The following is a 20,420-nucleotide window of genomic DNA, read 5'->3' as shown; positions in this document are numbered from 1 at the left end:
CTATCAGGACGCCCCCTCCTTTTTCTTAAGCCGCAGCGAGCGTAACACGTTGCCCAAAACATCGGGTTTGTGCCCGTGGCTGCGCATGATGATGTACTGCTGTATGAATGTGATCGTGTTGTTGCAAATCCAGTAGAGCACCAGACCAGAGGCGAAGTTGCCGAGCATGAACATGAACACCCAAGGCATCCAAGCCATGATCATCGCCTGCGAGGCGTCTGTGGGGGCTGGGTTCAGCTTTTGTTGCAACCACATCGAGATACCGAGGATGATCGGCAAAATCCCGAGGGAGACAAGGGCAAAGGTCGTGCCGGCTTCGGGGGCTGCGAAGGGCAGAAGACCGAACAGGTTCAGGATCGAGCTTGGGTCCGGTGCGGACAGGTCTTTGATCCAACCGAGCCACGGGGCCTGACGCAATTCGGTGGTGACGATGATCACCTTGTAGAGCGAGAAGAACACAGGGATCTGCAAGATCAGCGGCAAACAGCCAGAGGCCGGATTCACCTTGTTGGTCTTGTAGAGCTCCATCATGCCGCGCTGGAGTTTTTCTTTGTCGTCGCCAGCGGAGGCTTTGAGTTTTTCCATCTCCGGCTGAAGCTCTTTCATCCGCGCCATGGAGACGTAGGATTTATACGCCAGCGGCAACATGATGCCTTTGAGGATCAGCGTCAGAAGAACGATCGACCAGCCCATGTTGCCAATCAGGCCATTGAGGGCGTGAAGAATGCGGAAAATCGGCTTGGTAAAGAAGAAGAACAAGCCCCAATCGGTCGAGTCGCTGAACTTATAGACCCCATCTTTGGTCTCATAGCTGCGAATGGTTTCCCATTCTTTCGCCCCGGAGAACAAGCGCGAGGTGATTTCAACGGACTGGCCCGGAGCAAGTTCAATTGTCGGGTAGCGCGCAACCGTCCGATAGACGTCGGCGCTTTCCTGATAAGACACGACCGAGGTGAACGGATCGTTGGAATCTGGGATCAGAACCGTCATCCAGTAGTGATCGGTAAAGCCCACCCAACCGTCTTTTTCGACATCGACGATTTCGGCGTGCTGGCCCCAACGCGGGTCCGCATCCAGTTCGGTGAACTTGGTTTTAAGCATCGAGCTTTTGAAGCTGATCTCTTTGAGTTCCTTGCCAGACTGGCGGATCGCGCCCTCATGGACGAGCAACCGCGTCAGGTCTTCGGGCTTGCCAATTTTCACAACTTCGTTGTTGGCCGCCATACGGGCCGGGGTTGCGCTGTTGTTTTGCACGGACTGCGTGACGGTGAACATGTAGTTCTCGTCAATCGCAATGTTTCTGTGAAAAATCAGGCCCTTGCCGTTGTCCCAAGCCAGTGTGACGGGGGCATCCAAGGACAGAACGTCACCGCTTTCTACGGACCAGGTGGTGTTTGCACCCGGCACGTCAGAGGCGTCCAAAGTGCCGCCCGGTGCCCAGCCATACAGGGCGTAATAGGGGCTCTCGCTCCCCACCGGGCGAAGCAAGGTGACGATCGCGTCACTGTCAAGCTCGACTTTGTAGTCTTTGAGGGAGAGATCGTCGATGCGCCCCCCTGCGAGGGAGATAGACCCTTCCAGCCGGGGGGTCTCGATGGTGATCCTTGCCGCATCCGGCACTTGTTCCGCCGTAGCGTTGCTGACACTTGTCAGCTCGGTCGCGGCGTCGGCACCCGGAGGTGTCAACGCCCCGGTGCCCCCCTGATCGACCGCCGTCGCCACAGGGGCGTTGGGGTCCACAACAGGTTGGGGAGCTGGGAAAAAGATCTGCCAGCCAAGCAAGACAGCGCCGCTCAACACTACGGCCAGAATCAGGTTCTTGTTTTGATCGTCCATGAAGGCCGCCCGATTTTTGGAAAATAATCTTGGCTGGTTCAACCTGTCCAAGGCCGGAACGTCAAGCGGTTTTGGCTATTTCTTTTGGAAAATGCGGCAAAGTGATCAACTGGCGCGTTTGCCGATCCGGGGCGTTTCGGCCAATTTGCGTCTATGAACGTCCATCCATTCGAGCGTTTTTTCAAACGCCATCGGTCGTGAAATGGAGAAGCCTTGCACATGACCACAGCCAAGTTGTGCCAGCATGGCATGTTCGCCAACGGTCTCAACCCCCTCCGCAAGCGTTTCCAATTCAAGGCGTTCGGCCATGGTCAGAATGGCGGCAAGCATGTTTTGCTGATCGCGATCCAGATCGCAGCGTGTGACATAGGACCGGTCAATTTTGATCCGCTTGACGGCAAAGCGACGGATATTGGCGATGGAGGCATGGCCGGTGCCATAGTCATCAAGATCAATACCACAGCCCATTTCTTTCAAGGCCCAAATATTGCGGGTGATGATATCATTGTCGGAAGAGGCGATGACGCTTTCCAAAATTTCAATGCTCAGTCTGGAGGGATCGAGTTCAAACCGATCGAGTTCCCAACGGATCTTGTCCACCAGTTTCGGATTTGCGAGATCGGATGGCGAAAAGTTGACCGCAACAGTGTCCACATGAAATCCAGCCTTATCCCATGTTTTCAAAGACATGAGAGAGTGGTAGAGAATGACTTCGCCGAGGCGTTCGTACAATCCCAACTCTTCAATGGCCGAAATGAAGTCGCCGGGATTGATGATGCCTTTTTCCGGGTGGTGCCAACGTGCCAGCGCCTCCATTCCGGATACCTCACCGGTGTCGGTTGAGATTTGGGGCTGAAACCACGGCACAATTTGACCATTTTCCAAGGCATCGCCGACATCGGCAAGGATCGTTCCGCGATCAAGTGTTTTGGGTGTGAGCGAGGGCGTGAAGGCGCGAATCGAGCCGGGCCCATTGTGACGCGCGTCCAACAAAGCGACCTCTGCCGCATCCAAAAACGCTTGTCCTGAACAGGCGGGGGCGCGGTTTGGCATGCAAAACCCGATTGAACAGGTTGCATAAACCTTGGTTGCATTCAGTGTGTAAGGCTCAGACAGTGCAGCCTGTAGCCGGGAGGCCAGTTGAATCAGGGTTTCGAGATCAGCGCGACGCACCGGGGCGAGGCCAATGGCGAAACGCGCACCCTCTAAACGCGCCACAACATCATGTTCGCGCAGCGTGTTCACCAAACGATTTGCGGCAGTTTTCAGCATGTTGTCGGCAGCGTCGGCCCCCCAATTGGCCTCCAATGCGCGATAATCATCAAGATCAATGGCCAAACACGCGGTGGTTCGACCGGTGACATCCCGGCTGTCGAGGATTTGGTCCAGAGCATCAATGACGGTAGGACGTAGAGGCAAGCCCGTCACACCATCGCGCGCCCGCGTCGGGTCGCGTGTGAAAGACGAAGCAAGCGATGGAAGCGCGCCGATTACCGCGAAAAGCGCCGGGATGAGCAAAGCCGCGATCACCAAAGCAGTTTCCCCGCCAAACCAATAGACGCTGAGGCAGATGGCAGGCAGAAAAGCCAGAGTTTGAGGCCCCATCAGGGCATCGCGCAGGCGGCGAAGCTTCGCGGCGATGTGGCGCATTGGTGTCGTCCCGGTCTTGTGTTCGGCCCAAAAGGCCCTTTCACCGGAGAACGTGGGCCAAGAAAGTGGCCGTGCGGTTAACGCAGCTTCGGGATTTCCATAGAATTTTCTGGATTTGTTCCAATTTTCTCGCCATCCGTTAACGAAAGGCCAAGGAAATCGAACAATTTCGGGTCCAGCATATGTGAAGGACGGATATTGGTCAGTGCTTTGAACATGACTTGACGCCGTCCGGGGCTGTTCTTTTCCCAGCCATCGAGAATGTGTTTGACCTGTTGGCGCTGAAGCCCGTCTTGGGAGCCACAGAGATCACATGGAATGATTGGATAGTTCATCGCACGGGAGAATTTTTCGCAATCCTCCTCCGCCACATGCGCCAGCGGGCGATAGACAAAAAGATCGCCCTCTTCATTGACCAATTTCGGCGGCATCGTGGCAAGTCGGCCACCATGAAACAGGTTCATAAAAAACGTTTCAAGGATGTCGTCGCGATGATGACCCAACACCACGGCGGTACAGCCCTCTTCGCGGGCAATCCGGTACAGGTTGCCGCGGCGCAGACGTGAACAGAGCGCACAAAAGGTCCGCCCGGCGGGCACTTTATCCATGACGATGGAATAGGTGTCCTGGTACTCAATGCGGTGCGGAACCTGCATTTTCTCCAAGAATTCAGGGAGAACCGTGGCAGGAAAGCCGGGCTGACCCTGATCCAGATTGCAGGCGACGATCTCCACCGGCAACATGCCACGCCATTTCAGCTCATAAAGCGCGGCGAGCATCGTGTAGCTGTCCTTGCCACCTGACAGGCAGACCAACCATTTCGCACCACGCTCCACCATGCCGTACTGTTCAATTGCCTCGCGCACATTGCGGATGATGCGTTTGCGCAGCTTTTTGAACTCCGTCGTGGACGGGGCGCCGTGAAAAAGCGGGTGAATGTCGTCGAGATCATCGAGCATGGTGGATCACTCCTCGGCGCTGTCTGGGGTGGTATCGGGTTTGACGTGGTCGTGTTGGCAATGAGTGTGCTTGGCGTGGCTGTGTGGCTTTTTCGGGTCCGGTACGGGATCATAGCCGGTCCCCCCCAGCGGATGACATCGGCCAATGCGCCGGATGGTCAAATAGCTGCCTTTGAGCGCGCCGTGTTTTTCCAGCGCTTCCATAGCATAGGCGCTACAGGTCGGCTGATAGCGGCAATTATACCCAATCCACGGGCTGAAAATAAGACGATAAGCGCGCACGGGCAGGGACACCACATAGGCCAGCGGGGTCATCGTGCATCCCCGTGAATTTTGCGCATCGCGTATTTCAGATCTTTGAGCAAAAGATCAAAGGGACGCGCACTCGTGTCGTTTTTTTTGCCGATCAGCACATAATCCCAGCCCTCGCGCCCCATTTCTGGAATGACAAGGCGGGCGGCTTCGCGCAGGCGCCGTTTGGCGTGATTGCGAAACACGGCGTTGCCAACTTTTTTGGAACAGGTGTAGCCGACGCGAATGCCGCTTGCCGGTTCACCTTCGCCACGGTTGCGCCCCTGAAGCAAAAAGCTCGACGTGCCCTGACGCCGCGCACGCGCAGCCTTCAGGAAATCAGCGCGTTTGCGCAGCGTGTCCATCTGAGGTTTTTCACTGGCATCAGCGCATGACAAAACCGCCGGTCGCGGACCTGCGGCTGTGGCGCTTGCCTCTGCCTTGGGTGCGTCCGGCGGTGTCATTTTGGTCTCGCCCCTAAAAGTCTAAACTCTCAAGGATGTCCCGGTCGCAGATTTATGCGCAGAGGGACTTACGGCCACGCGCACGGCGGGCGTTGAGAATTTTACGGCCAGCTTTGGTCGCCATACGGGCACGGAAGCCATGGCGGCGCTTGCGGACGAGGTTGCTCGGTTGGTAGGTGCGTTTCATCGCGCCGTCTCCATCGGTTGATCAGGGCCCAAACCCCCAAAGAACGGGGATTCGAAGGCGGTAAGTGTTTCGAAGCCCAGCCAATAGGAGGGCAGCGGGCGCTTGTCAATTCACATGCGACGTATTTCTGTAACAAACTGCCCCGATGTCGGGGAATTTGAGGGCAGGGCATCACTGCCGCGTGAGAGTCGCGCAAACTTCTGGTCACGGGGCGCTTGATTGCCCATTTTGCAGGAAATCGCACAAATTCATAGCCAAAAGGATCGTATCTTGGCCGAAGCTCCCCCCTCGACACAGCGCAAACATCTTGTGCCGCTGTTGGTGCTGCTCTGTGTGGCGCTCGCTCTGGCCTATGTGTTTCGTGATGCCTTGAGTTATGAGGCGCTGTCGGAGAATCGGCTGCGCCTGATCGCGCTGCGCGATGTGCATTATGCGCTCACCGTCTTGGGATTTGTTGCCGTCTACACGGTGATCGTCGGGTTTTCCCTTCCGGGCGCCACAGTCGCGACCCTCACGGGCGGCTTTTTGTTTGGCACCTTCCCAGGTGTGATCTTTAATATCACCGGGGCCACATTTGGGGCCTCGCTTTTGTTCCTGGCGGCGCGTTGGGGGCTTGGCGGATGGCTGGCATCAAAGTTGGATGCCTCGGAAGGGCGCATTCACAAGATCAAGCAAGGCATCGACGAAAATCAATGGTCGATGCTGTTCCTGATGCGATTCATGCCGGTGGTGCCGTTTTTCGTTGCCAATCTTTTGCCGGCTCTGTTCGGCGTGGCCTTTCATCGCTTTGTGATTTCCACCGCCCTTGGCATCATTCCCGGCGCTCTCATTCTGACCTCTGTGGGGGCGGGATTGGGCGAGGTGTTTGACCAAGGCGGGCGGCCTGATCTGAGCGTTTTGTTTGAACCGAAAATCCTCCTGCCGATTCTGGGCCTGTGTTTGCTCTCAATCGCGCCTATGGTGATCAAAGCACGAGGTAAGGAGCCATTATGAAACAGATCAAAACAGACCTCTGTGTGATCGGGGCCGGGTCTGGTGGGCTGTCGGTTGCTGCGGGCGCGGTTCAGATGGGCGCGCGGGTCGTTCTGATTGAAAAAGGCGAGATGGGCGGGGATTGCCTCAATTATGGCTGCGTTCCGTCCAAGGCGCTGCTCCATGCCGCATCGAAGGGCATGAGCTACTCTGATGCGCTCACCCATGTTCACAAAACCATCGACATCATCGCGCCGCATGACAGTCAGGAACGGTTTGAAGGGCTGGGCTGCACCGTGATCCGGGCCCATGCGCGGTTTACCTCGCCGGATGCGGTGGAGGCGGGCGAGTATCGCATCAAAGCCCGCAGGTTTGTCATCGCCACCGGCTCGCGTCCGATGGTGCCGCCGATTGAAGGCATCGAAGATGTCCCTTACCTCACCAATGAAACGCTGTGGTCGCAAACTGCGCTGCCGGAGCATCTGGTGATCCTTGGTGGCGGACCAATTGGGATGGAAATGGCGCTGGCGCATCGGCGTTTCGGCGCAAAGGTCACGATTTTGGAGGCAGGCCGTGTGCTTGGCCGCGATGACCCCGAGGCCGTCAAGCTGGTCAAAGAAGCGCTGATCGCGGAAGGCGTGAAAATCCTTGAGCATTCCACCGTGGTCAAGGTCGCGACGGAGCCGGGCGGCGTGGCTCTGACTTTGGCAAAGGGCGCTGTGTGCCATGGCTCGCACCTTTTGGTCGCCACCGGGCGCATTGCCAATTCCGAATCCCTGTCGCTGGAACATGCCGATGTCGATCACAACCGTGGCGGCATCAAAGTGAACGACCAGTTGCGCACGTCCAATCGGCGGGTTTATGCCATTGGCGATGTGGTCTCGGGCACACCGCAATTCACCCATGTGGCGGGCTATCAGGCCGGGGTGGTGATCCGCTCGCTGCTGTTTGGCCTGCCCGCCAAAGCCGCGACCCATCACATCCCCTATGTCACCTATACCGCGCCCGAATTGGCTCAGATTGGCCTGACAGAAGAGGCGGCGCGCAAGGCCCATGGTGGGGCGCTTGAGGTGCTGCGCGCAGACTACGCGGGCAATGACCGCGCCATTGCGAGCGAGCGCGCAGGGGGCGGGTTCATCAAGCTGATGGTGGTCAAAAGCCGCCCCGTGGGGGTCACCATTGTCGGTCCTGAGGCGGGCGAACTGATCGCGCTTTGGTCGCTTGCGATCGCCGCAAATCTCAAGATGAGCAAAATTGCGGGGATGGTCGCACCTTATCCCACATTGGCAGAGCTTAACAAACGCGCGGCGAGTGCCTATTTTACCCCCAGGCTGTTTGACAGCGCTAAGGTCAAAACGGTGGTAAAGCTGGTTCAGCGGTTCCTGCCCTGATCCGCACCTAACAAGGGATGAAAGCCATTCTTCGATTTCTAAACTCGCTGACCGGGCGGTTCCTGATGTTGACGTTCATCTTTGTGATGGCGGCAGAGGTCATGATCTTTGTGCCCTCGGTTTCGCGGTTTCGCGAAGATTTCCTCTTGTCCCGGCTTGAGCGCGCCCAAATCGCCTCTCTGGCGCTTTTGGCCAATGACAGTCTTGATATGGACCTCGAAGACGAGTTGTTGGCCAATGCGGGCGTTTATAACGTTGTGTTGCGCCGCAATGAAATTCGTCAACTTGTGCTCTCCTCTCCGATCCCCGAACAAATCCACGCCACCTATGATCTGCGCGATGCGGGGGCATTTGAGCTGATCCGGGACGCGATGCTCACCCTGTTTGATCCCGAAGCGCGGGTGATCCGGGTGATCGGCGATCCGGTGAAACAAGCCGGGCTTTTGATCGAGGTGACGCTGCCCACAGCACCTTTGCGCATCGCGATGATCGACTACGGCATGCGCATTTTGATCCTCTCCGCCGCGATTTCGTTTTTCACCGCCTTTCTGTTGTTCTTGGCGGTGCGTGCACTTTTGGTGCGGCCGATCAAACGGGTGATCGGGGCGATGACCTCCTACACCCAGGCACCCGAAGACGCCCGCCGGATCATTCAACCCTCTGCCAAAGTCTCTGAATTGCGCGAAGCGGAAGTGGCGTTGAAAGCGATGGAAACCGAACTGACCTCTGCGCTGCGCCAAAAGGAACGTCTGGCGCAATTGGGCGGGGCGGTTGCCAAGGTCTCCCACGATCTGCGCAATATTTTGACCACGGCACAGCTCTTCACCGACCGTCTTGAAATGTCGCAAGATCCCGGTGTGATGCGTTCTGCGCCAAAGCTGGTGAATTCGATCCAACGCGCGGTCAACCTGTGCGAATCCACCTTGGCCTTTGGCAAGGCCGAAGAACCGGCCCCGGCGCTGGCGGGTGTGCGTCTGGCCGAATTGGTCGGCGAGGTGATCGAAGGCGAACGGCTGACCATTGAGGATTTCGACCTGTCCTTTGCCGAAGATGTGCCCAACACCATGGTCATCCGTGCGGACACCGAACAAATGTACCGCGTGCTCTCAAACCTTGTGCGCAATGCCCGTCAGGCGATTATTGCTACGGGCAAGCCCGGCGAAATCTCGGTGGCGGCCTTTGAGGATGATGACGAATGGGTGTTGAGCGTGACGGATACCGGGCCGGGCCTGCCGGTAAAGGCCCGCGAACACCTGTTCCAGCCGTTCCATGGCGGCGCACGCAAGGGCGGCTTTGGGCTTGGCCTTGCGATTGCCGCCGAACTGGTGCGCGGCCACGGTGGGCGGCTCTTACTGGAACGCAGCGACACGTCGGGGACGGCCTTTGCCATCCATCTCCCAAAAGGCTACGCACAATCGCCCTCTGATGCGAAGGCGTCCGATGCCGAAACCGCCGAGGCCGCCGAGTAAGCCAAATAAGTTTTCAAAAAACCGCATTGGCCTCTTGCGTCCCCGCGCAACACTCGCTAAATCCGCCCACACAGTGCACCCGTAGCTCAGCTGGATAGAGTACCTGACTACGAATCAGGGGGTCAGAGGTTCGAATCCTCTCGGGTGCACCATTTTTCTTTTATTGAACGTCACACGAACCTGACCCAACCGTCATAGTTGGACCACAACAGGGTTGTCAGACGCTCAATTTGAGGCGCTTGTGATAGCCGAGCGTCAAGACTCAAAAACGCGCCGTTCAAGCGAACTGGCGCGGTTTTTGTTTTTATATGGGATGGGCGTGCTGAGGTTGCTTGCGGCCCTAAGCTGCCACTCACTGCGGACGAAACTGCTGTCCGCAAAAATCCTCATATTGTTTGGTCCCGTCTTTACTGGTAATTTCGTAGACCAAAATCGCTTAAAAAAATCAAAACCTTAAGAAGGAAATTCCAATGGGCGAAGCTCGAACCAGACAGAACCGAATAAAGGGCTTTTTGGAACAGAACCCATGGTGTTGTCTTTGTGGCGGATCGGTGGCCGCTACCACGATTGAACATGCACCACCGAAGGTTTTTTTCATAAATAAAGAGGTCCCTGCGGCAACCCATAGGATGCCCGCCTGTGAGCGTTGCAACAATGGATCAGGTCCCGCCGATCAAGTTGCTGCACTTGTCGCATTGATCCAGGCGTCTGTTCACCGGGATGTTCCGGACGAATACATGGAAAAACTCATGCAAGGTGTTCAAAACAATACTCCTGACGCCTTCTCAGCTATTGCGGAAGGTGTATCATCTGATGTGCCTTTGAGAGTTGACGGGAAAGTCGATTTTTACGCCAGAGTCGAAATCGACCAAAGGGTTTTTTCAGGTTGGCTTAACCCATGGGCAGCAAAACAAGCATACGCACTCTACTATCTTCATTCCGGTGGAGAAATCTTGCCGCCGACTTCGCGGGTCATGGTCCAATGGTTTACCAATGCACATGTCTTGGATGAGCAGTCTCCTGATGAGTTGCTACGGGCTTTGGGCAACTATGGAGATCTCAGGCAGGGTGCGAAAAACTCTGAACTGCAATATGGCTATAAATGGCAACTTAATGGCGAGATAGGATGTTTCATCCTGATGCTTCAAGATTCGTCGATGGTGATGCTTGGCGTATTCCATGATCAAGAACAGGCAAAGAGTTTTCCCCATTGGACACTTTTTGCGACCAACGCTGAAAGTGGAATATATCAAATTCAATGAGCGGGTCTGGACGATATTCCAGAGAAATTTCAATGAACAGACTTTGCTTCTCATATTTTTGTCGATTTTGGCTCAATCTCGCCATGTGGCAGCGCGGAACCCACAGGAATATCCTTGGCGGTAAATCTGCATTCACGGCCCAGACCGGACATGCAGTCGCTGGCCCAATGCTGCGCTGCAGCTCGTTGAAGCGCTCATCCGTGCATCGTACAGCATCTCCTTGGGTCAGATGACCGCTCCCCTTTGCCTAACAACCTTGAGAGGAGCGGCGACAAAAATATATGGTGGTATCGGCGCTGACCGGCTAACCATACCGATATGACCGAGAAAAAGCGCAACCCCGATTGGACCCGCGACGAGCATCTCGTCGCTTTGGATTACTATATCGACAATCGGGACGACTACTTTTCGCCAACTAGCGCAGGCGTCGAGGAACTGGCGGCCAACATTAGCAGAGTTGCCAAAGTGCTCGGATTGACCGGATTAGATACCTTTCGGAACCCCTCCGGTGTCTCGATGAAGTTGCTGAATTTCCGCTCTCGTGATCCGCAGCACGACACAAAGGGTCTTCCCCAGGGCAACAAGCTGGAACAGATCCTCTGGGACGAATTCGCCGAAGACCCGGTAGCGTTGAAAAAAATGGTCGAGAACATCTTGAATGTAACCAGCGCCGCGATGGCAAACGGCGTCCCCGTTCTGCCAGATGATGATGCTACGGAAGCCAGCGAGGGCCAGTTACTAACACGTTTGCACCGCTATCGCGAGCGGAACGCGGCTATCGTTAAGCGTAAGAAGGCGTCTTTCTTCAGGAAGCACGGGCATTTGTGCTGTGAGGCCCGTGGTTTCGACTTCCTGAAGGTCTACGGCGAGCGCGGCGCTGGATTCATCGAGTGCCACCACACCAAACCAGTGTCCGAGCTCAACGCTGGGGAAACCACGAAGTTGGCCGACTTAGTTCTGCTCTGCGCAAACTGCCACCGCATGGTTCACGTGGCGCGACCATGGTGGACGTTGGAGGAGCTATTCGCTTCAATCAATCAAGACGAAGAGAGTTGAGGCACCATGTATTTTTCCGTTGTGTTCCCGTTTGCCGATTTTCGGAGCTTACACCGCGATAGGGCCGGGCGCTTGGAACGTCCTGCATGGGGTAAAGCGGACCCAATGGCTAAGTTTGCTCGTGGTTTCGGGGGAATTCACACAAGGACGAAGCCGGGTGCCGGTTTTGCCGGTGAGAATTACTACGCCGACTGCGACAATGCAATTAAGTACCCGTATCAGTACTTTTTGAAACCAGTTCCAGGATTGCAGCGTTCAATCTTGGCATATCCTATATACCGGCGCTTCTATTTCGACGGACACATGGCTGGCCGCTTCGAGCTAGGCTTCCGGCTGAATGAGGACTCTATTCACGATATAGCCTGTTTCGAAGGCATGGTTGAGTACAGTGCTTCGGAACTTGCCGCACAAGTGTTGCAAAACGACCTAAGGATTGAGTTGCTTGACAACCGGCAATTAACTCAGTCCTTTTCCGGCGCGGCGCAGGCCCTTCGAGATGGCTGGCTACTCAGCAGTACGAGGACTAAGGACCTCAGCACCTTCGACATAGAAAATATCGGCTCCAGGTACGTCGGAGTTGGCGCTCCATTCATCTTCATTCGATCTGGTCGAGAAACGAATCTAAAGCCGGAGAAGCAGAAGCGCGAATTGTTTCGGAACGATGATCTTGAGCTCTTTCTCACGAGGTCTGGTAGCCAGGCTCAGAGCTTCGATGTAGCGGTGATACCGTCTGTTGCTTCGCTTTCGGCGGAGACGCCAAGGGAGCGGTTGGCACGTCTATTCTATATCCAAATTCGGGTGCTGTCTTACGCGCATTCATTTTACCTTCGTCAGGTGGCGTCCGGAAAAATTTCGGGACCGAAGTCGCTCGAACCAGCGATACAAGCACTGCTAGAGAGACTGTCTAGTTTAGAACCCGCCGAAGGCGACCGGGCGGATGAATTGGCCTGCCACGAGATGTCGGAAATACTGCGGCGAACAGACTTGAGCCCTGCCCAACTCGCTACCGAAATCGAGGAACTAGTGAAGCCAGGCATTATGCGTCGTTGGTTCGGGGGCTTTTGGGGCTACGCAGATCGAAAAGTCGACATAGCAATTGAGGCCGCCGCAGGAACTGCGACAACGCATCTCCTATCCGGCGGCCTCTGAAAAAATTGGGCAGCACCGAATGCTTAGCCCGTCTATGAGGTTGGGAAACAGTGTCCCCGTGAGAAAGCAAATAGTTCGATCCAGAATGGTTGTCAAGACCTCAGCGCAACATCAGTCCAGGCTGCAAGACGACTTCGCTTGAACGCCGCTGGCCCGCAGTAGTGACGCCGCGCCAGCAGCGTGTATCCGCGTTGGACGCCAATCCATTCGCGCCTGCAGCGAACGACCGCAATCCGCCCTTCCGACCATATTCCTTCGCACCCGAAATGCCATTCTGCTTGCTGGCGCGACGCTTACACAGCCCGCCAGCAAATGGTATTTCTATTTCTCCCGGTCGTCAGAGCGACCGGCCAGCAGTTCCTGAATACCTTTCTGCAGCAGTAGATCAACTCGGTCCGGCATTTCGTCGAGGCTCCAGACCCTTTGGCTGTCAGGCCAGAGCTCATCGAAAAGCTCTTCGGTCATCACCACATAGGCCACCCTGCCGCTTTGGCGCAGGTAGGTCGGACCATTGTCCGCCTGCCGAACAAGCTTCAGCGTGTTGTGTGGCAGTGTCTCGACGTCAAAGCGCCTGCCTTGTAGCTGGGGGAGTTTGGAACGTTCCATAAGTAGCCCTTTCAAACGCGCGCACCAACCGCCACGGAGACGTCCGTGTGGGGGCGCGAAAGGAGAGGAAAACTCAGGTCATGCCCCCGTCTAGCACGCCGTGCGAGCAGTGTCAGCCCGCTTTGCGGCCAGCTGCCGGGGAATGTCCTGAATGAAAGCAACGGGAGTGGTCACGGCAATTGCAGCGGCAATGAGCATGACAATGTCGAGTTGATCTGAAGGGGCCCCGAACTGAAAATTCATCTTCAGACTCAAAGTTTTCATGCTGAGGTATGTTAGGGAGGTGAGCAGAGAAACATCCCGCACGCATGCCCAATCTTTCGCGCATGCCTTAAACCTCGCCCATCTGCCTTTTGGGGTGCTACCATCCTGCTCGAGCGGTATCGGCTGCCGCGGCGTGTCGGAACGAGCTTCGTGATCGTTCTCACAAAAGCCGACTTCACCAAGGAAATTTCTGACTTCGTTTATGACCAACCATGGATCCTGATTTGGGTTCCGAGGTGCTGGGTCGGCGCCGCTAAGGTCAATGATCCGTCGTCTGTAACTTTGCGGCATTTCATTCAATGCTCTTTCGTAGTTGCCAACGGATCCAACAGACATGCCAGTGGATACAGCTAGATACTCTTGGGTCCACCCAAGAGTTTCACGGATATTCGCGAGTCGCTTGGCATCCTTTTCGTGCGCTTTCGATTCGAATTTTTTCGCGTTTTTCATCCAAGAGTTCCGCTCAGCTAGAGTTGGCACCACTACTTCTAGGTGACCGGCTCGTCGCCGGCAATTTTTTTGAGTGCTCCCGATTGGGGGTAGTCGTTTTGAAGGGTCCATTGACCCAATTGCTGAATTTGCGTCTGATCTACAAAATTTTGTGGCTGGCATCGCCTAGGCTAAGGCGCAGGCCGTCAGAGGCGTCGTTTTTTGGCCTTGAAGGGGCAATCAGTTGACATGCAAAACTCATCACGGCCCGCACCAAAGCGTGTCGATTGAGTTTGGCGGAGACGATCATGAACAACCATGCGCGCAAGAATTTTGAAGCTCATGAAGCGCTGAAAATGCGTCTCAGGCTCAATGGAATTTCGTTGGCTGAGATCGCTCGTCAGGTCGGAGTCTCGCGTACAACCGTTTCTCTGGTTGGACTGAGAAAATTACAGAACTCAACAGTCGAGCGAGCGATTGCAGATGCACTTGGCGTCCCTGCCGAACACTTGTTTGCGCCAGTCGAGAAGGAGAAGTCAGAATGATGAACTAAAGAATAGGAAAGCCCCCGAGAGCGGCAACTCTCAAGGGGCTTGGTGCAATAGAATAGATCCCGTTGCACCTCCTTCATGACCGAACTTGAGAGACCCGTCAAGAGCGTAGCGTTTTGACGGACGGGTCTCCTGCATTCAATCAACAAGGAGGCCGAATGGCGCGGGCTGTGCCCGCGGCCACGGCAAAAGATATGTCTAATGATGATGACGATTTCTATCGTCCACCTGCAAAGACCACTGCGGGCTTGATGTTCCCCGCCCGCTCTAAGCAGACGGTACGGGGCTTTACGCTTGCGAAGCTGCCAGCAGAAAACGATTGGCGGCAAATCATCAGTGCCAGCCAAGGCGAACGTGAAACCTGCCTTTTGGCATTGGCCGATCCGCAATTGTGGAACCTTCACGATCAGCCGACGCCCGTGAGCTACATCGATCTAGACGGTCGGCAACGCACGCATCGCTTCGACTTTTTGGCTGAGTACCGAAACGGGCAAAAAATTGGCTTGGCGGTCAAGCCGGCTGATCGCGCCGAGAAGTTGAACTTTCGCGAAACGCTCCACGCAATCCGGCGGGATCTGCCCAAAGGCTTTGCGGATGGGGTGTGCCTCGTCACAGAGCGCAACCGGCATCCCAAAGAAGTCCTGAATGCACAGCTTCTGAACTTTTTCCGCCGCTGCGAGGATCCTGAAGCTGATGCTCTGGTTGCGGAGCGCATCGCTGACCTGTCGGGCGAGATGTCGATCGCAGAGATGATCAAACCGCTTGACCTCGATGCGCGCGGTTTCCGCGCTGCTTTCAGAGCCATCTACGCGGATCTCCTGCGGGCCGAAAAATGTGAACTCATTTCCCTCAATACAATCGTTGCGCCGAAAGGAGTCGATCAATGAAAGATATGCACTTTCAACTCAATCTCGGTCCCGTAGATGCGGTCATGGCCAAGGGAGAACTCCACTTCGTTCAAAACATCACGGAAGAAACCGTGACACTTCTCGCCAAAGCGGCCGGAGCCGTGCCGTTGAGTTTCTCCCACGAAGAACTCGCAAAGCTGCTCGATAACGGACACTTCAGTGTCGAGTACGGCTACTTTTCTGACCGGCAAGCCGCACGGCGTGCACGGGCGGGGCGCGCGTTGCTCTCCAGCCTCTCGCTCAAAACGCAACTTCATGCCTTTCAGGGTGAAGCTTGGTGCGAGGTAATGATCGAAGGCGCGAAGGAGGGCTGGTTCAACCGGTCTTCCAAGCGATGGCATGAGTTCTTGCCTACACTCCACGCACGCGTGAAGCGCAAACTCGAGGAAGGTGTCCTAAAAAGCCTGGAAGGCAAAGCCGCTGAACCGAGCCTGTTGAGTTACGTCCCAAGTCGGACAAAAGCCATGAGCATGTTGCGCGCGTGGGAAGAGAGCCGCGACCCGATGGTCTTCGTAAAGAAGAGCATCTTCAATGGGCAAAACGCAAAGCGCGTGCATCCCGAAGTAGAGGCGATCATCCAAGTTGAGTCCTTGTGCTTTAAGCATCCGAACGAAATTTACCCGCAGCAGTTCCATGACGCTGTGAATGCGGAAGTGCGGCGAAAGAACATCGCCCGAGGGATCTCCGGAGAAGACCTTTTGCCGGAAGTTTCGCTCAGTACGATTGAACGGCGTATTGGGGATATGGACCAGTTCGAGGCCTTAGCTGCTCGCAAAGGCGTCGCCTACGCGAAGAACAAGCTTGGAGCCCATGTCGGCGGCCTCAAACTAAACGCACCTCTGTTTCGGATCGAGATGGACGAATGGGAGATCGACCTTATGGCGATCCTCAAACGCGCCGGTTTCGACATCTCACTTTCAAGCGTCCGTGACTTGGAACTCGGACGCTATTGGGTGTGCGTCGCGATGGATACAGCTAGCCGATGTCTTTTGGGTCTCAAGTTGTCGACTAAGCCAAACACCGAAGACGCCAAGGCAACGCTGTGGATGGCAATGCGAAACAAGACAGCCTTAGCTTCTGGATTGGGCTGCGAGACGCCTTGGAGACAGCACGGACATGTCTATCATGTCGCAGTCGATAACGGCCCCGCCTTCGTCAGCACGGACTTCAAAGCGGCACTATCTGATCTCGCGATTGACTACTCCGTCTTGCCCGCTGGCGTGCCAAGGCTCCGTGCGCACATCGAGCGCGTGTTCCGGTCAATCGCAACCTTGTTGATGCCCTACCTGACCGGTCGCACCTTCTCTAATCCGCAAGAGCGGGGAGATTACCCTTCGCAGAAATATGCCGTTCATACGGCCGAAAGCATCGTGGAGTTGCTCGTGCGCTTCACAGTGGACGTCTACCACAACCGCAAACATAGCGGGTTGGAGTACGCGACACCGGCTAACATGTGGGACAAGCTCGTGGCTGAATTCGGATGGTCGCCGCCGATGTCCTCACACAAGTTACGACACATCTTGGGGCTTAAGTTCACCCGCAAAACCGGCACTCACGGCGTGTTGATGAACGGCGTCAATTACCACTCGAAACGGCTGGCAAAGCACTTCCAGAAGTATGGCCCGCAATCGGTGGAAGTCAGCATCGATCCCGAAGATATGGGGCGTATTTCAGTCTGGTTGGAGCGCGGAAAGGAGAGCGGTTGGTCAACGTTGAGTGCAACAATCGACAATCTCGAGGGTGTATCTTTTGCGTCCTGGGAGAAGGCGATTTTTGAACTCCGGCGAAACAATCGGGCTGCCGCAAGCCTCACTCAAAGTGTCGTTGATCGCGCGATTGCGAGGATCAAAGAGATCGACGCTGAGCAGCGCGCGATGCGGCAGCTTGGCCCCATCAATCTCACGGTGGATCAAATCCGGCGCGCCCAGAAGGAGACTTTCTGGGGGCTGTCATTCGGATCAAATCCCGATGCTGTACCCAGCGGTGATGCGGTTCCGACGGATCACCACACAGGGCTTCTTTCCGATGAGATCCCGTACGAACCTGGCCCGCTCCCAGCAGAACTGCCGGCCACCGTCATCACAGAAACGCCGGATGTTGAGGAATGGTTCTTCAGTGACGAACTCGATGAGACCGGTGTGCCGAAGGCTGCCAATGAGGAGAACGACAATGAATAAACACAGCAAACAGTTTTCTGACGACGCAGCAATTCGCAAAACGGTCCAAGGCCTCCGGCAACTCTACATCCCGAGGCCGGAGTTCAATGCGTTGGATGCGCGGTTCTCCAGCCTCTTGGAGCAGCGCCGAGCAGACGCGGCGGATGGGGTGGCGTTCAAGGCGCGCGGGTTGATGCTGATCGGTGCGTCCGGCAGTGGGAAGACCACGGCCGTGCGCGAATTGATCCGCAAGTACAGCGCCGAAATTCAAACCGATCCAGGATACGAGATTTGCGAGTACATTGGGCTGCAGGTGCCATCGCCGGCGACCATGAAGTTCGTCGGGGCGGCGACCTTGCGAGCTCTCGGCTACCCGTTTTCAGGCAATAAACAAGGTCCGGCCATTTGGGATCAGGTGAAGGAGCAGTTGAAGCTGCGCCAGACGATCTTCCTGGGATTCGATGAGGCACAGGATCTTGCACGGTTTCAGACGGACAAAGAGCGGCAATCGGTCGTGAATACGCTCAAATCACTCATGGAGAACTCGGTGTGGCCGGTGGGCTTGCTGTTGTCGGGCATGCCCGACCTCAAGAAAATCGTGAACCAGGATCCGCAATTGGCGCGGCGGGTCGATCCGATCGAGATTGGTCGACTGCACAGCATTCGCGATACGGGTGCGGTCCTCAAGATGGTTCAAAAATACGCTGACCGTGCACAGATCGCGGTTGATTCATCTGTTCAAAGCGAAGCCTTTGCAATGCGCCTGATGCATGCCGCGGACTATCAATTCGGCCTGCTTGCCGAGATCGTGGTTTTGGCTGTCTCGCAGGCGCTGTTCACGGATGGTTTCGAGGCAAAGCTGTGCCTCCAGCACTTCGCTGACGTCTTTCGCGACAGAAACGGTGCCGATGTTTGGATGAACGTCTTCCTGGCCGACGACTATGGCCGCATCGACCCGCGACGGCTTCTGGACAATGACGGCGACGGGGAGGATGCGGTTCTATGAGTTCCCTACTGTCTTTCGCTCTCCCCTCTATGAGGGGGAGACACCCGCGTCCTATGTCAGTCGCTTGGCGGCACTCCACAGAACACCCCCGAGGGACTTTTGCTCGGATCTCGGCATGCGCTGGCCGTTTTTGTGCACGGGCCACGAAGATCAAATCGCGCAGCTCGCATGGCTGGTTGGGCTGCCTGCCGCACAGTTGCAAAGGTGGTCCGCCCGCAAGCTGTCGATCGGTCGTTATCAGGTCGGAAGAACGCATTCTTCGACTGGCGTGTTCCGGCGCACGGCCACGCGGCTTTGCCCCGTTTGTGCCGAAGAGACCCTGAGCGCAACGGGCCCGCACGGGGTGGCGCAGCGCCTCGAATGGTCTGTCCTCAGTTTGCATCGATGCGAAACCCACGGCTGCGCTCTAATCACCCTGCCGCCGGCGCCACACGCCCATCTGCCCTACGATGTCGTCGCGCAAGCGCGTCAGCATCAGGGACGCATTCGAGACGCAGCAAAAAGCCCCATGTTCTTGGAGCCAACGGCCTTTGAAGCATACGTTCGCGAGCGCATATACGAAGGGCCGCAAGCCGATTGGCTTCAAGCGTTGGACCTCACCAACCTCCATCGAGCGAGCCTGACGCTCGGTGCGGCTTTGGAGGGGCTGCCGGCAAGGGAAGTCGCTCTGATGGGGCGAGGCGACGAACGCTCACTGTGCCAAGCTGGGTTCGAGCGTCTATGCGTGGGTGCGGAAGCTCTCACGGGAGCCCTTGATCGTCTCCGCGCTCAGTCCACGGCTGAGCGACCTTATTTCAGCGCGGACCTAAGACCGTTCTATCACTGGCTGCGGAGCGTCTATGACGATCCGTCCCTGACCAAGATCACAGCGCTCACGCGCGAGCACATCTTCAAAACCTATCCGGTCGATCTGGACCAATACGTGCTTGGGGAGAAGCCGACGAACGAGGTCTGGCTGACGATGGAAGACGCCCGCGCGCGGTCGGGGTTCGGCGCGGTGTTCCTCAAGAAGCTGTTGGGCCATATGCAGGGGGTCAGTGAAGTCGAAGCCCTCATGCGAACGGACGTCCATGTCGATGAGTTGCGGGACGCAAAAGTCTTCTGGGCGACGCTTACCAATCTGAAGGAGGCTGCCGACGCGCTTGCGATCTCACCGTCGCAAGTGAAGGTGCTGATGAGCCTCGGTGTGCTGCCGAGTATCCAGATCACGTCCTCCTTGCGTTACACGAAGCGGGACGCTGTCCGGAAGTTGCTGAAGGCGATCGAGGAGCTTCCGCCTGTCTCCGCAGAGGGTGGGTTTCTTCCTGTTCGGGCCTTTTGCCGCCGCGATGGAATTGCGCTGCCGAAGGTGATCAAAGCGTTCTGTGAGAGAACTTTGTCAGGGGACGTGAGACGCGGACAGGGCCCGGGTTTGCATGCGCTGCACATCGAGTTTGATGCGATGAAGTCAGAGCGCGATATTTCTCTTTCTCAGGATATCACCTTGCCGGAGGCTGCGACCTACCTGCGGATCAACATCATCTCGATCCGCAAACTCAGGGACGCCGGCTATCTCAAGCAGATCCAAAAGCGAAACCCCGACACCAACCACGTCAAAAGCTATCTGACGCTGGAGAGCATCAGGGCGTTCGAGCGGCGCTGGATCACGCTTGGCCAAATGGCGGAAGTCGAGGGAAGTGAGCCTTACCACCTAGCCCGCAAATTGGACCGCGATGGCGCGGTTCCCATATCTTGCTTCACCGGATTTGTGCGTGTCTACGAAAGAGAGTTTTCATGATGTTCAAAATATTCATGTCGCGCCTCAAGGTCAGATC

Annotated in this window: 19 protein-coding genes and 1 tRNA gene; 12 read left to right on the top strand and 8 right to left on the bottom strand. The window is 56.2% G+C overall.

Annotation, left to right across the window (positions count from 1 at the left end):
- Positions 1 to 3: 3 nt before the first annotated feature.
- From yidC to rpmH, 6 genes are all read right to left on the bottom strand, one after another.
- Positions 4 to 1,836 (bottom strand): membrane protein insertase YidC, encoded by a 1,833-nt coding sequence (gene yidC, locus BLT54_RS17510; RefSeq protein WP_074646493.1) that lies wholly within the window; start codon positions 1,834 to 1,836, stop codon positions 4 to 6.
- A 105-nt stretch (positions 1,837 to 1,941) separates the two neighbouring features.
- Complete coding sequence (locus BLT54_RS17505) at positions 1,942 to 3,486, bottom strand: putative bifunctional diguanylate cyclase/phosphodiesterase (protein WP_074646492.1); 1,545 nt, start codon at positions 3,484 to 3,486, stop codon at positions 1,942 to 1,944.
- A 77-nt stretch (positions 3,487 to 3,563) separates the two neighbouring features.
- The gene (gene ttcA / locus BLT54_RS17500; RefSeq protein ID WP_074646491.1) at positions 3,564 to 4,445 is read right to left on the bottom strand and encodes a tRNA 2-thiocytidine(32) synthetase TtcA; all 882 of its coding nucleotides are present in this window, start codon (positions 4,443 to 4,445) and stop codon (positions 3,564 to 3,566) included.
- A 6-nt stretch (positions 4,446 to 4,451) separates the two neighbouring features.
- A complete protein-coding gene (gene yidD / locus BLT54_RS17495) occupies positions 4,452 to 4,760 on the bottom strand; it encodes a membrane protein insertion efficiency factor YidD (RefSeq protein ID WP_074646490.1) in 309 nt (102 codons plus the stop codon).
- On the bottom strand, positions 4,757 to 5,200 hold the full coding sequence (gene rnpA, locus BLT54_RS17490; protein WP_074646489.1) for a ribonuclease P protein component: 444 nt from the start codon (positions 5,198 to 5,200) through the stop codon (positions 4,757 to 4,759). Before rnpA ends, yidD begins: the two co-directional genes overlap by 4 nt.
- Positions 5,201 to 5,252: 52 nt before the next feature.
- Positions 5,253 to 5,387, bottom strand: a complete 135-nt coding sequence (rpmH, locus tag BLT54_RS17485; RefSeq protein ID WP_009574071.1) for a 50S ribosomal protein L34 — start codon at positions 5,385 to 5,387, stop codon at positions 5,253 to 5,255.
- A 270-nt stretch (positions 5,388 to 5,657) separates the two neighbouring features.
- On the opposite strand from rpmH, the gene BLT54_RS17480 reads away from it, so the two are divergent.
- The 7 genes from BLT54_RS17480 (at position 5,658) to BLT54_RS17450 (ending at position 12,686) form a co-directional block, all read left to right on the top strand.
- A complete protein-coding gene (locus tag BLT54_RS17480) occupies positions 5,658 to 6,380 on the top strand; it encodes a TVP38/TMEM64 family protein (protein ID WP_074646488.1) in 723 nt (240 codons plus the stop codon).
- Positions 6,377 to 7,750, top strand: coding sequence for a dihydrolipoyl dehydrogenase family protein (locus tag BLT54_RS17475; protein ID WP_074646487.1), 1,374 nt, complete (start codon positions 6,377 to 6,379; stop codon positions 7,748 to 7,750). Before BLT54_RS17480 ends, BLT54_RS17475 begins: the two co-directional genes overlap by 4 nt.
- A 65-nt stretch (positions 7,751 to 7,815) precedes the next feature.
- Entirely contained in the window at positions 7,816 to 9,219 is a 1,404-nt protein-coding gene (locus BLT54_RS17470; protein ID WP_245708047.1) for a sensor histidine kinase, read from the top strand.
- 75 nt (positions 9,220 to 9,294) lie between these two features.
- Positions 9,295 to 9,371: transfer RNA gene (locus BLT54_RS17465), tRNA-Arg, on the top strand.
- Between the two features lie 318 nt (positions 9,372 to 9,689).
- Complete coding sequence (locus BLT54_RS17460; protein WP_074646485.1) at positions 9,690 to 10,481, top strand: hypothetical protein; 792 nt, start codon at positions 9,690 to 9,692, stop codon at positions 10,479 to 10,481.
- Positions 10,482 to 10,799: 318 nt separating this feature from the next.
- The gene (locus BLT54_RS22890) at positions 10,800 to 11,537 is read left to right on the top strand and encodes an HNH endonuclease (RefSeq protein WP_074646484.1); all 738 of its coding nucleotides are present in this window, start codon (positions 10,800 to 10,802) and stop codon (positions 11,535 to 11,537) included.
- A 105-nt stretch (positions 11,538 to 11,642) separates the two neighbouring features.
- Entirely contained in the window at positions 11,643 to 12,686 is a 1,044-nt protein-coding gene (locus tag BLT54_RS17450; RefSeq protein WP_143026868.1) for a hypothetical protein, read from the top strand.
- Between the two features lie 321 nt (positions 12,687 to 13,007).
- Here BLT54_RS17450 and BLT54_RS17445 read toward each other — a convergent pair whose 3' ends face one another.
- Positions 13,008 to 13,292 carry a hypothetical protein gene (locus tag BLT54_RS17445; RefSeq protein ID WP_074646482.1) on the bottom strand — a complete coding sequence of 95 codons (285 nt, stop codon included), beginning with the start codon at positions 13,290 to 13,292 and terminating at the stop codon, positions 13,008 to 13,010.
- 90 nt (positions 13,293 to 13,382) lie between these two features.
- Positions 13,383 to 14,006 (bottom strand): helix-turn-helix domain-containing protein, encoded by a 624-nt coding sequence (locus BLT54_RS17440; RefSeq protein ID WP_074646481.1) that lies wholly within the window; start codon positions 14,004 to 14,006, stop codon positions 13,383 to 13,385.
- Positions 14,007 to 14,293: 287 nt separating this feature from the next.
- Here BLT54_RS17440 and BLT54_RS17435 point away from each other — a divergent pair, with 287 nt between their 5' ends.
- The 5 genes from BLT54_RS17435 to BLT54_RS17415 all read left to right on the top strand — a co-directional run bounded on the left by BLT54_RS17435 (position 14,294) and on the right by BLT54_RS17415 (position 20,383).
- On the top strand, positions 14,294 to 14,530 hold the full coding sequence (locus BLT54_RS17435; RefSeq protein WP_074646480.1) for a helix-turn-helix domain-containing protein: 237 nt from the start codon (positions 14,294 to 14,296) through the stop codon (positions 14,528 to 14,530).
- A gap of 164 nt (positions 14,531 to 14,694) precedes the next feature.
- Positions 14,695 to 15,423, top strand: a complete 729-nt coding sequence (locus BLT54_RS17430; RefSeq protein ID WP_074646479.1) for a hypothetical protein — start codon at positions 14,695 to 14,697, stop codon at positions 15,421 to 15,423.
- The gene (locus BLT54_RS17425; RefSeq protein WP_074646478.1) at positions 15,420 to 17,621 is read left to right on the top strand and encodes a DDE-type integrase/transposase/recombinase; all 2,202 of its coding nucleotides are present in this window, start codon (positions 15,420 to 15,422) and stop codon (positions 17,619 to 17,621) included. The genes BLT54_RS17430 and BLT54_RS17425 overlap by 4 nt, the downstream gene beginning before the upstream one ends.
- Complete coding sequence (locus tag BLT54_RS17420; RefSeq protein WP_074646477.1) at positions 17,614 to 18,606, top strand: TniB family NTP-binding protein; 993 nt, start codon at positions 17,614 to 17,616, stop codon at positions 18,604 to 18,606. The genes BLT54_RS17425 and BLT54_RS17420 overlap by 8 nt, the downstream gene beginning before the upstream one ends.
- Positions 18,542 to 20,383, top strand: a complete 1,842-nt coding sequence (locus BLT54_RS17415) for a TniQ family protein (protein ID WP_083351881.1) — start codon at positions 18,542 to 18,544, stop codon at positions 20,381 to 20,383. The genes BLT54_RS17420 and BLT54_RS17415 overlap by 65 nt, the downstream gene beginning before the upstream one ends.
- Positions 20,384 to 20,420 lie beyond the last annotated feature (37 nt).

This window comes from Celeribacter baekdonensis (assembly GCF_900102315.1).
In the GTDB taxonomy this organism is placed as follows: Bacteria; Pseudomonadota; Alphaproteobacteria; order Rhodobacterales; family Rhodobacteraceae; genus Celeribacter; species Celeribacter baekdonensis.
Note: the sequence above shows the minus strand (reverse complement) of the source record. Positions and strands in the feature narration are given on the sequence as shown.

Coding starts and splice junctions, on each gene's coding strand:
- yidC (WP_074646493.1), bottom strand. CDS start 1,836: ATGGACGATCAAAACAAGAACCTGATTCTGGCCGTAGTGTTGAGCGGC.
- BLT54_RS17505 (WP_074646492.1), bottom strand. CDS start 3,486: ATGCGCCACATCGCCGCGAAGCTTCGCCGCCTGCGCGATGCCCTGATG.
- ttcA (WP_074646491.1), bottom strand. CDS start 4,445: ATGCTCGATGATCTCGACGACATTCACCCGCTTTTTCACGGCGCCCCG.
- yidD (WP_074646490.1), bottom strand. CDS start 4,760: ATGACCCCGCTGGCCTATGTGGTGTCCCTGCCCGTGCGCGCTTATCGT.
- rnpA (WP_074646489.1), bottom strand. CDS start 5,200: ATGACACCGCCGGACGCACCCAAGGCAGAGGCAAGCGCCACAGCCGCA.
- rpmH (WP_009574071.1), bottom strand. CDS start 5,387: ATGAAACGCACCTACCAACCGAGCAACCTCGTCCGCAAGCGCCGCCAT.
- BLT54_RS17475 (WP_074646487.1), top strand. CDS start 6,377: ATGAAACAGATCAAAACAGACCTCTGTGTGATCGGGGCCGGGTCTGGT.
- BLT54_RS17470 (WP_245708047.1), top strand. CDS start 7,816: ATGTTGACGTTCATCTTTGTGATGGCGGCAGAGGTCATGATCTTTGTG.
- BLT54_RS17460 (WP_074646485.1), top strand. CDS start 9,690: ATGGGCGAAGCTCGAACCAGACAGAACCGAATAAAGGGCTTTTTGGAA.
- BLT54_RS22890 (WP_074646484.1), top strand. CDS start 10,800: ATGACCGAGAAAAAGCGCAACCCCGATTGGACCCGCGACGAGCATCTC.
- BLT54_RS17450 (WP_143026868.1), top strand. CDS start 11,643: ATGGCTAAGTTTGCTCGTGGTTTCGGGGGAATTCACACAAGGACGAAG.
- BLT54_RS17445 (WP_074646482.1), bottom strand. CDS start 13,292: ATGGAACGTTCCAAACTCCCCCAGCTACAAGGCAGGCGCTTTGACGTC.
- BLT54_RS17440 (WP_074646481.1), bottom strand. CDS start 14,006: ATGAAAAACGCGAAAAAATTCGAATCGAAAGCGCACGAAAAGGATGCC.
- BLT54_RS17435 (WP_074646480.1), top strand. CDS start 14,294: ATGAACAACCATGCGCGCAAGAATTTTGAAGCTCATGAAGCGCTGAAA.
- BLT54_RS17430 (WP_074646479.1), top strand. CDS start 14,695: ATGGCGCGGGCTGTGCCCGCGGCCACGGCAAAAGATATGTCTAATGAT.
- BLT54_RS17425 (WP_074646478.1), top strand. CDS start 15,420: ATGAAAGATATGCACTTTCAACTCAATCTCGGTCCCGTAGATGCGGTC.
- BLT54_RS17420 (WP_074646477.1), top strand. CDS start 17,614: ATGAATAAACACAGCAAACAGTTTTCTGACGACGCAGCAATTCGCAAA.
- BLT54_RS17415 (WP_083351881.1), top strand. CDS start 18,542: ATGGCCGCATCGACCCGCGACGGCTTCTGGACAATGACGGCGACGGGG.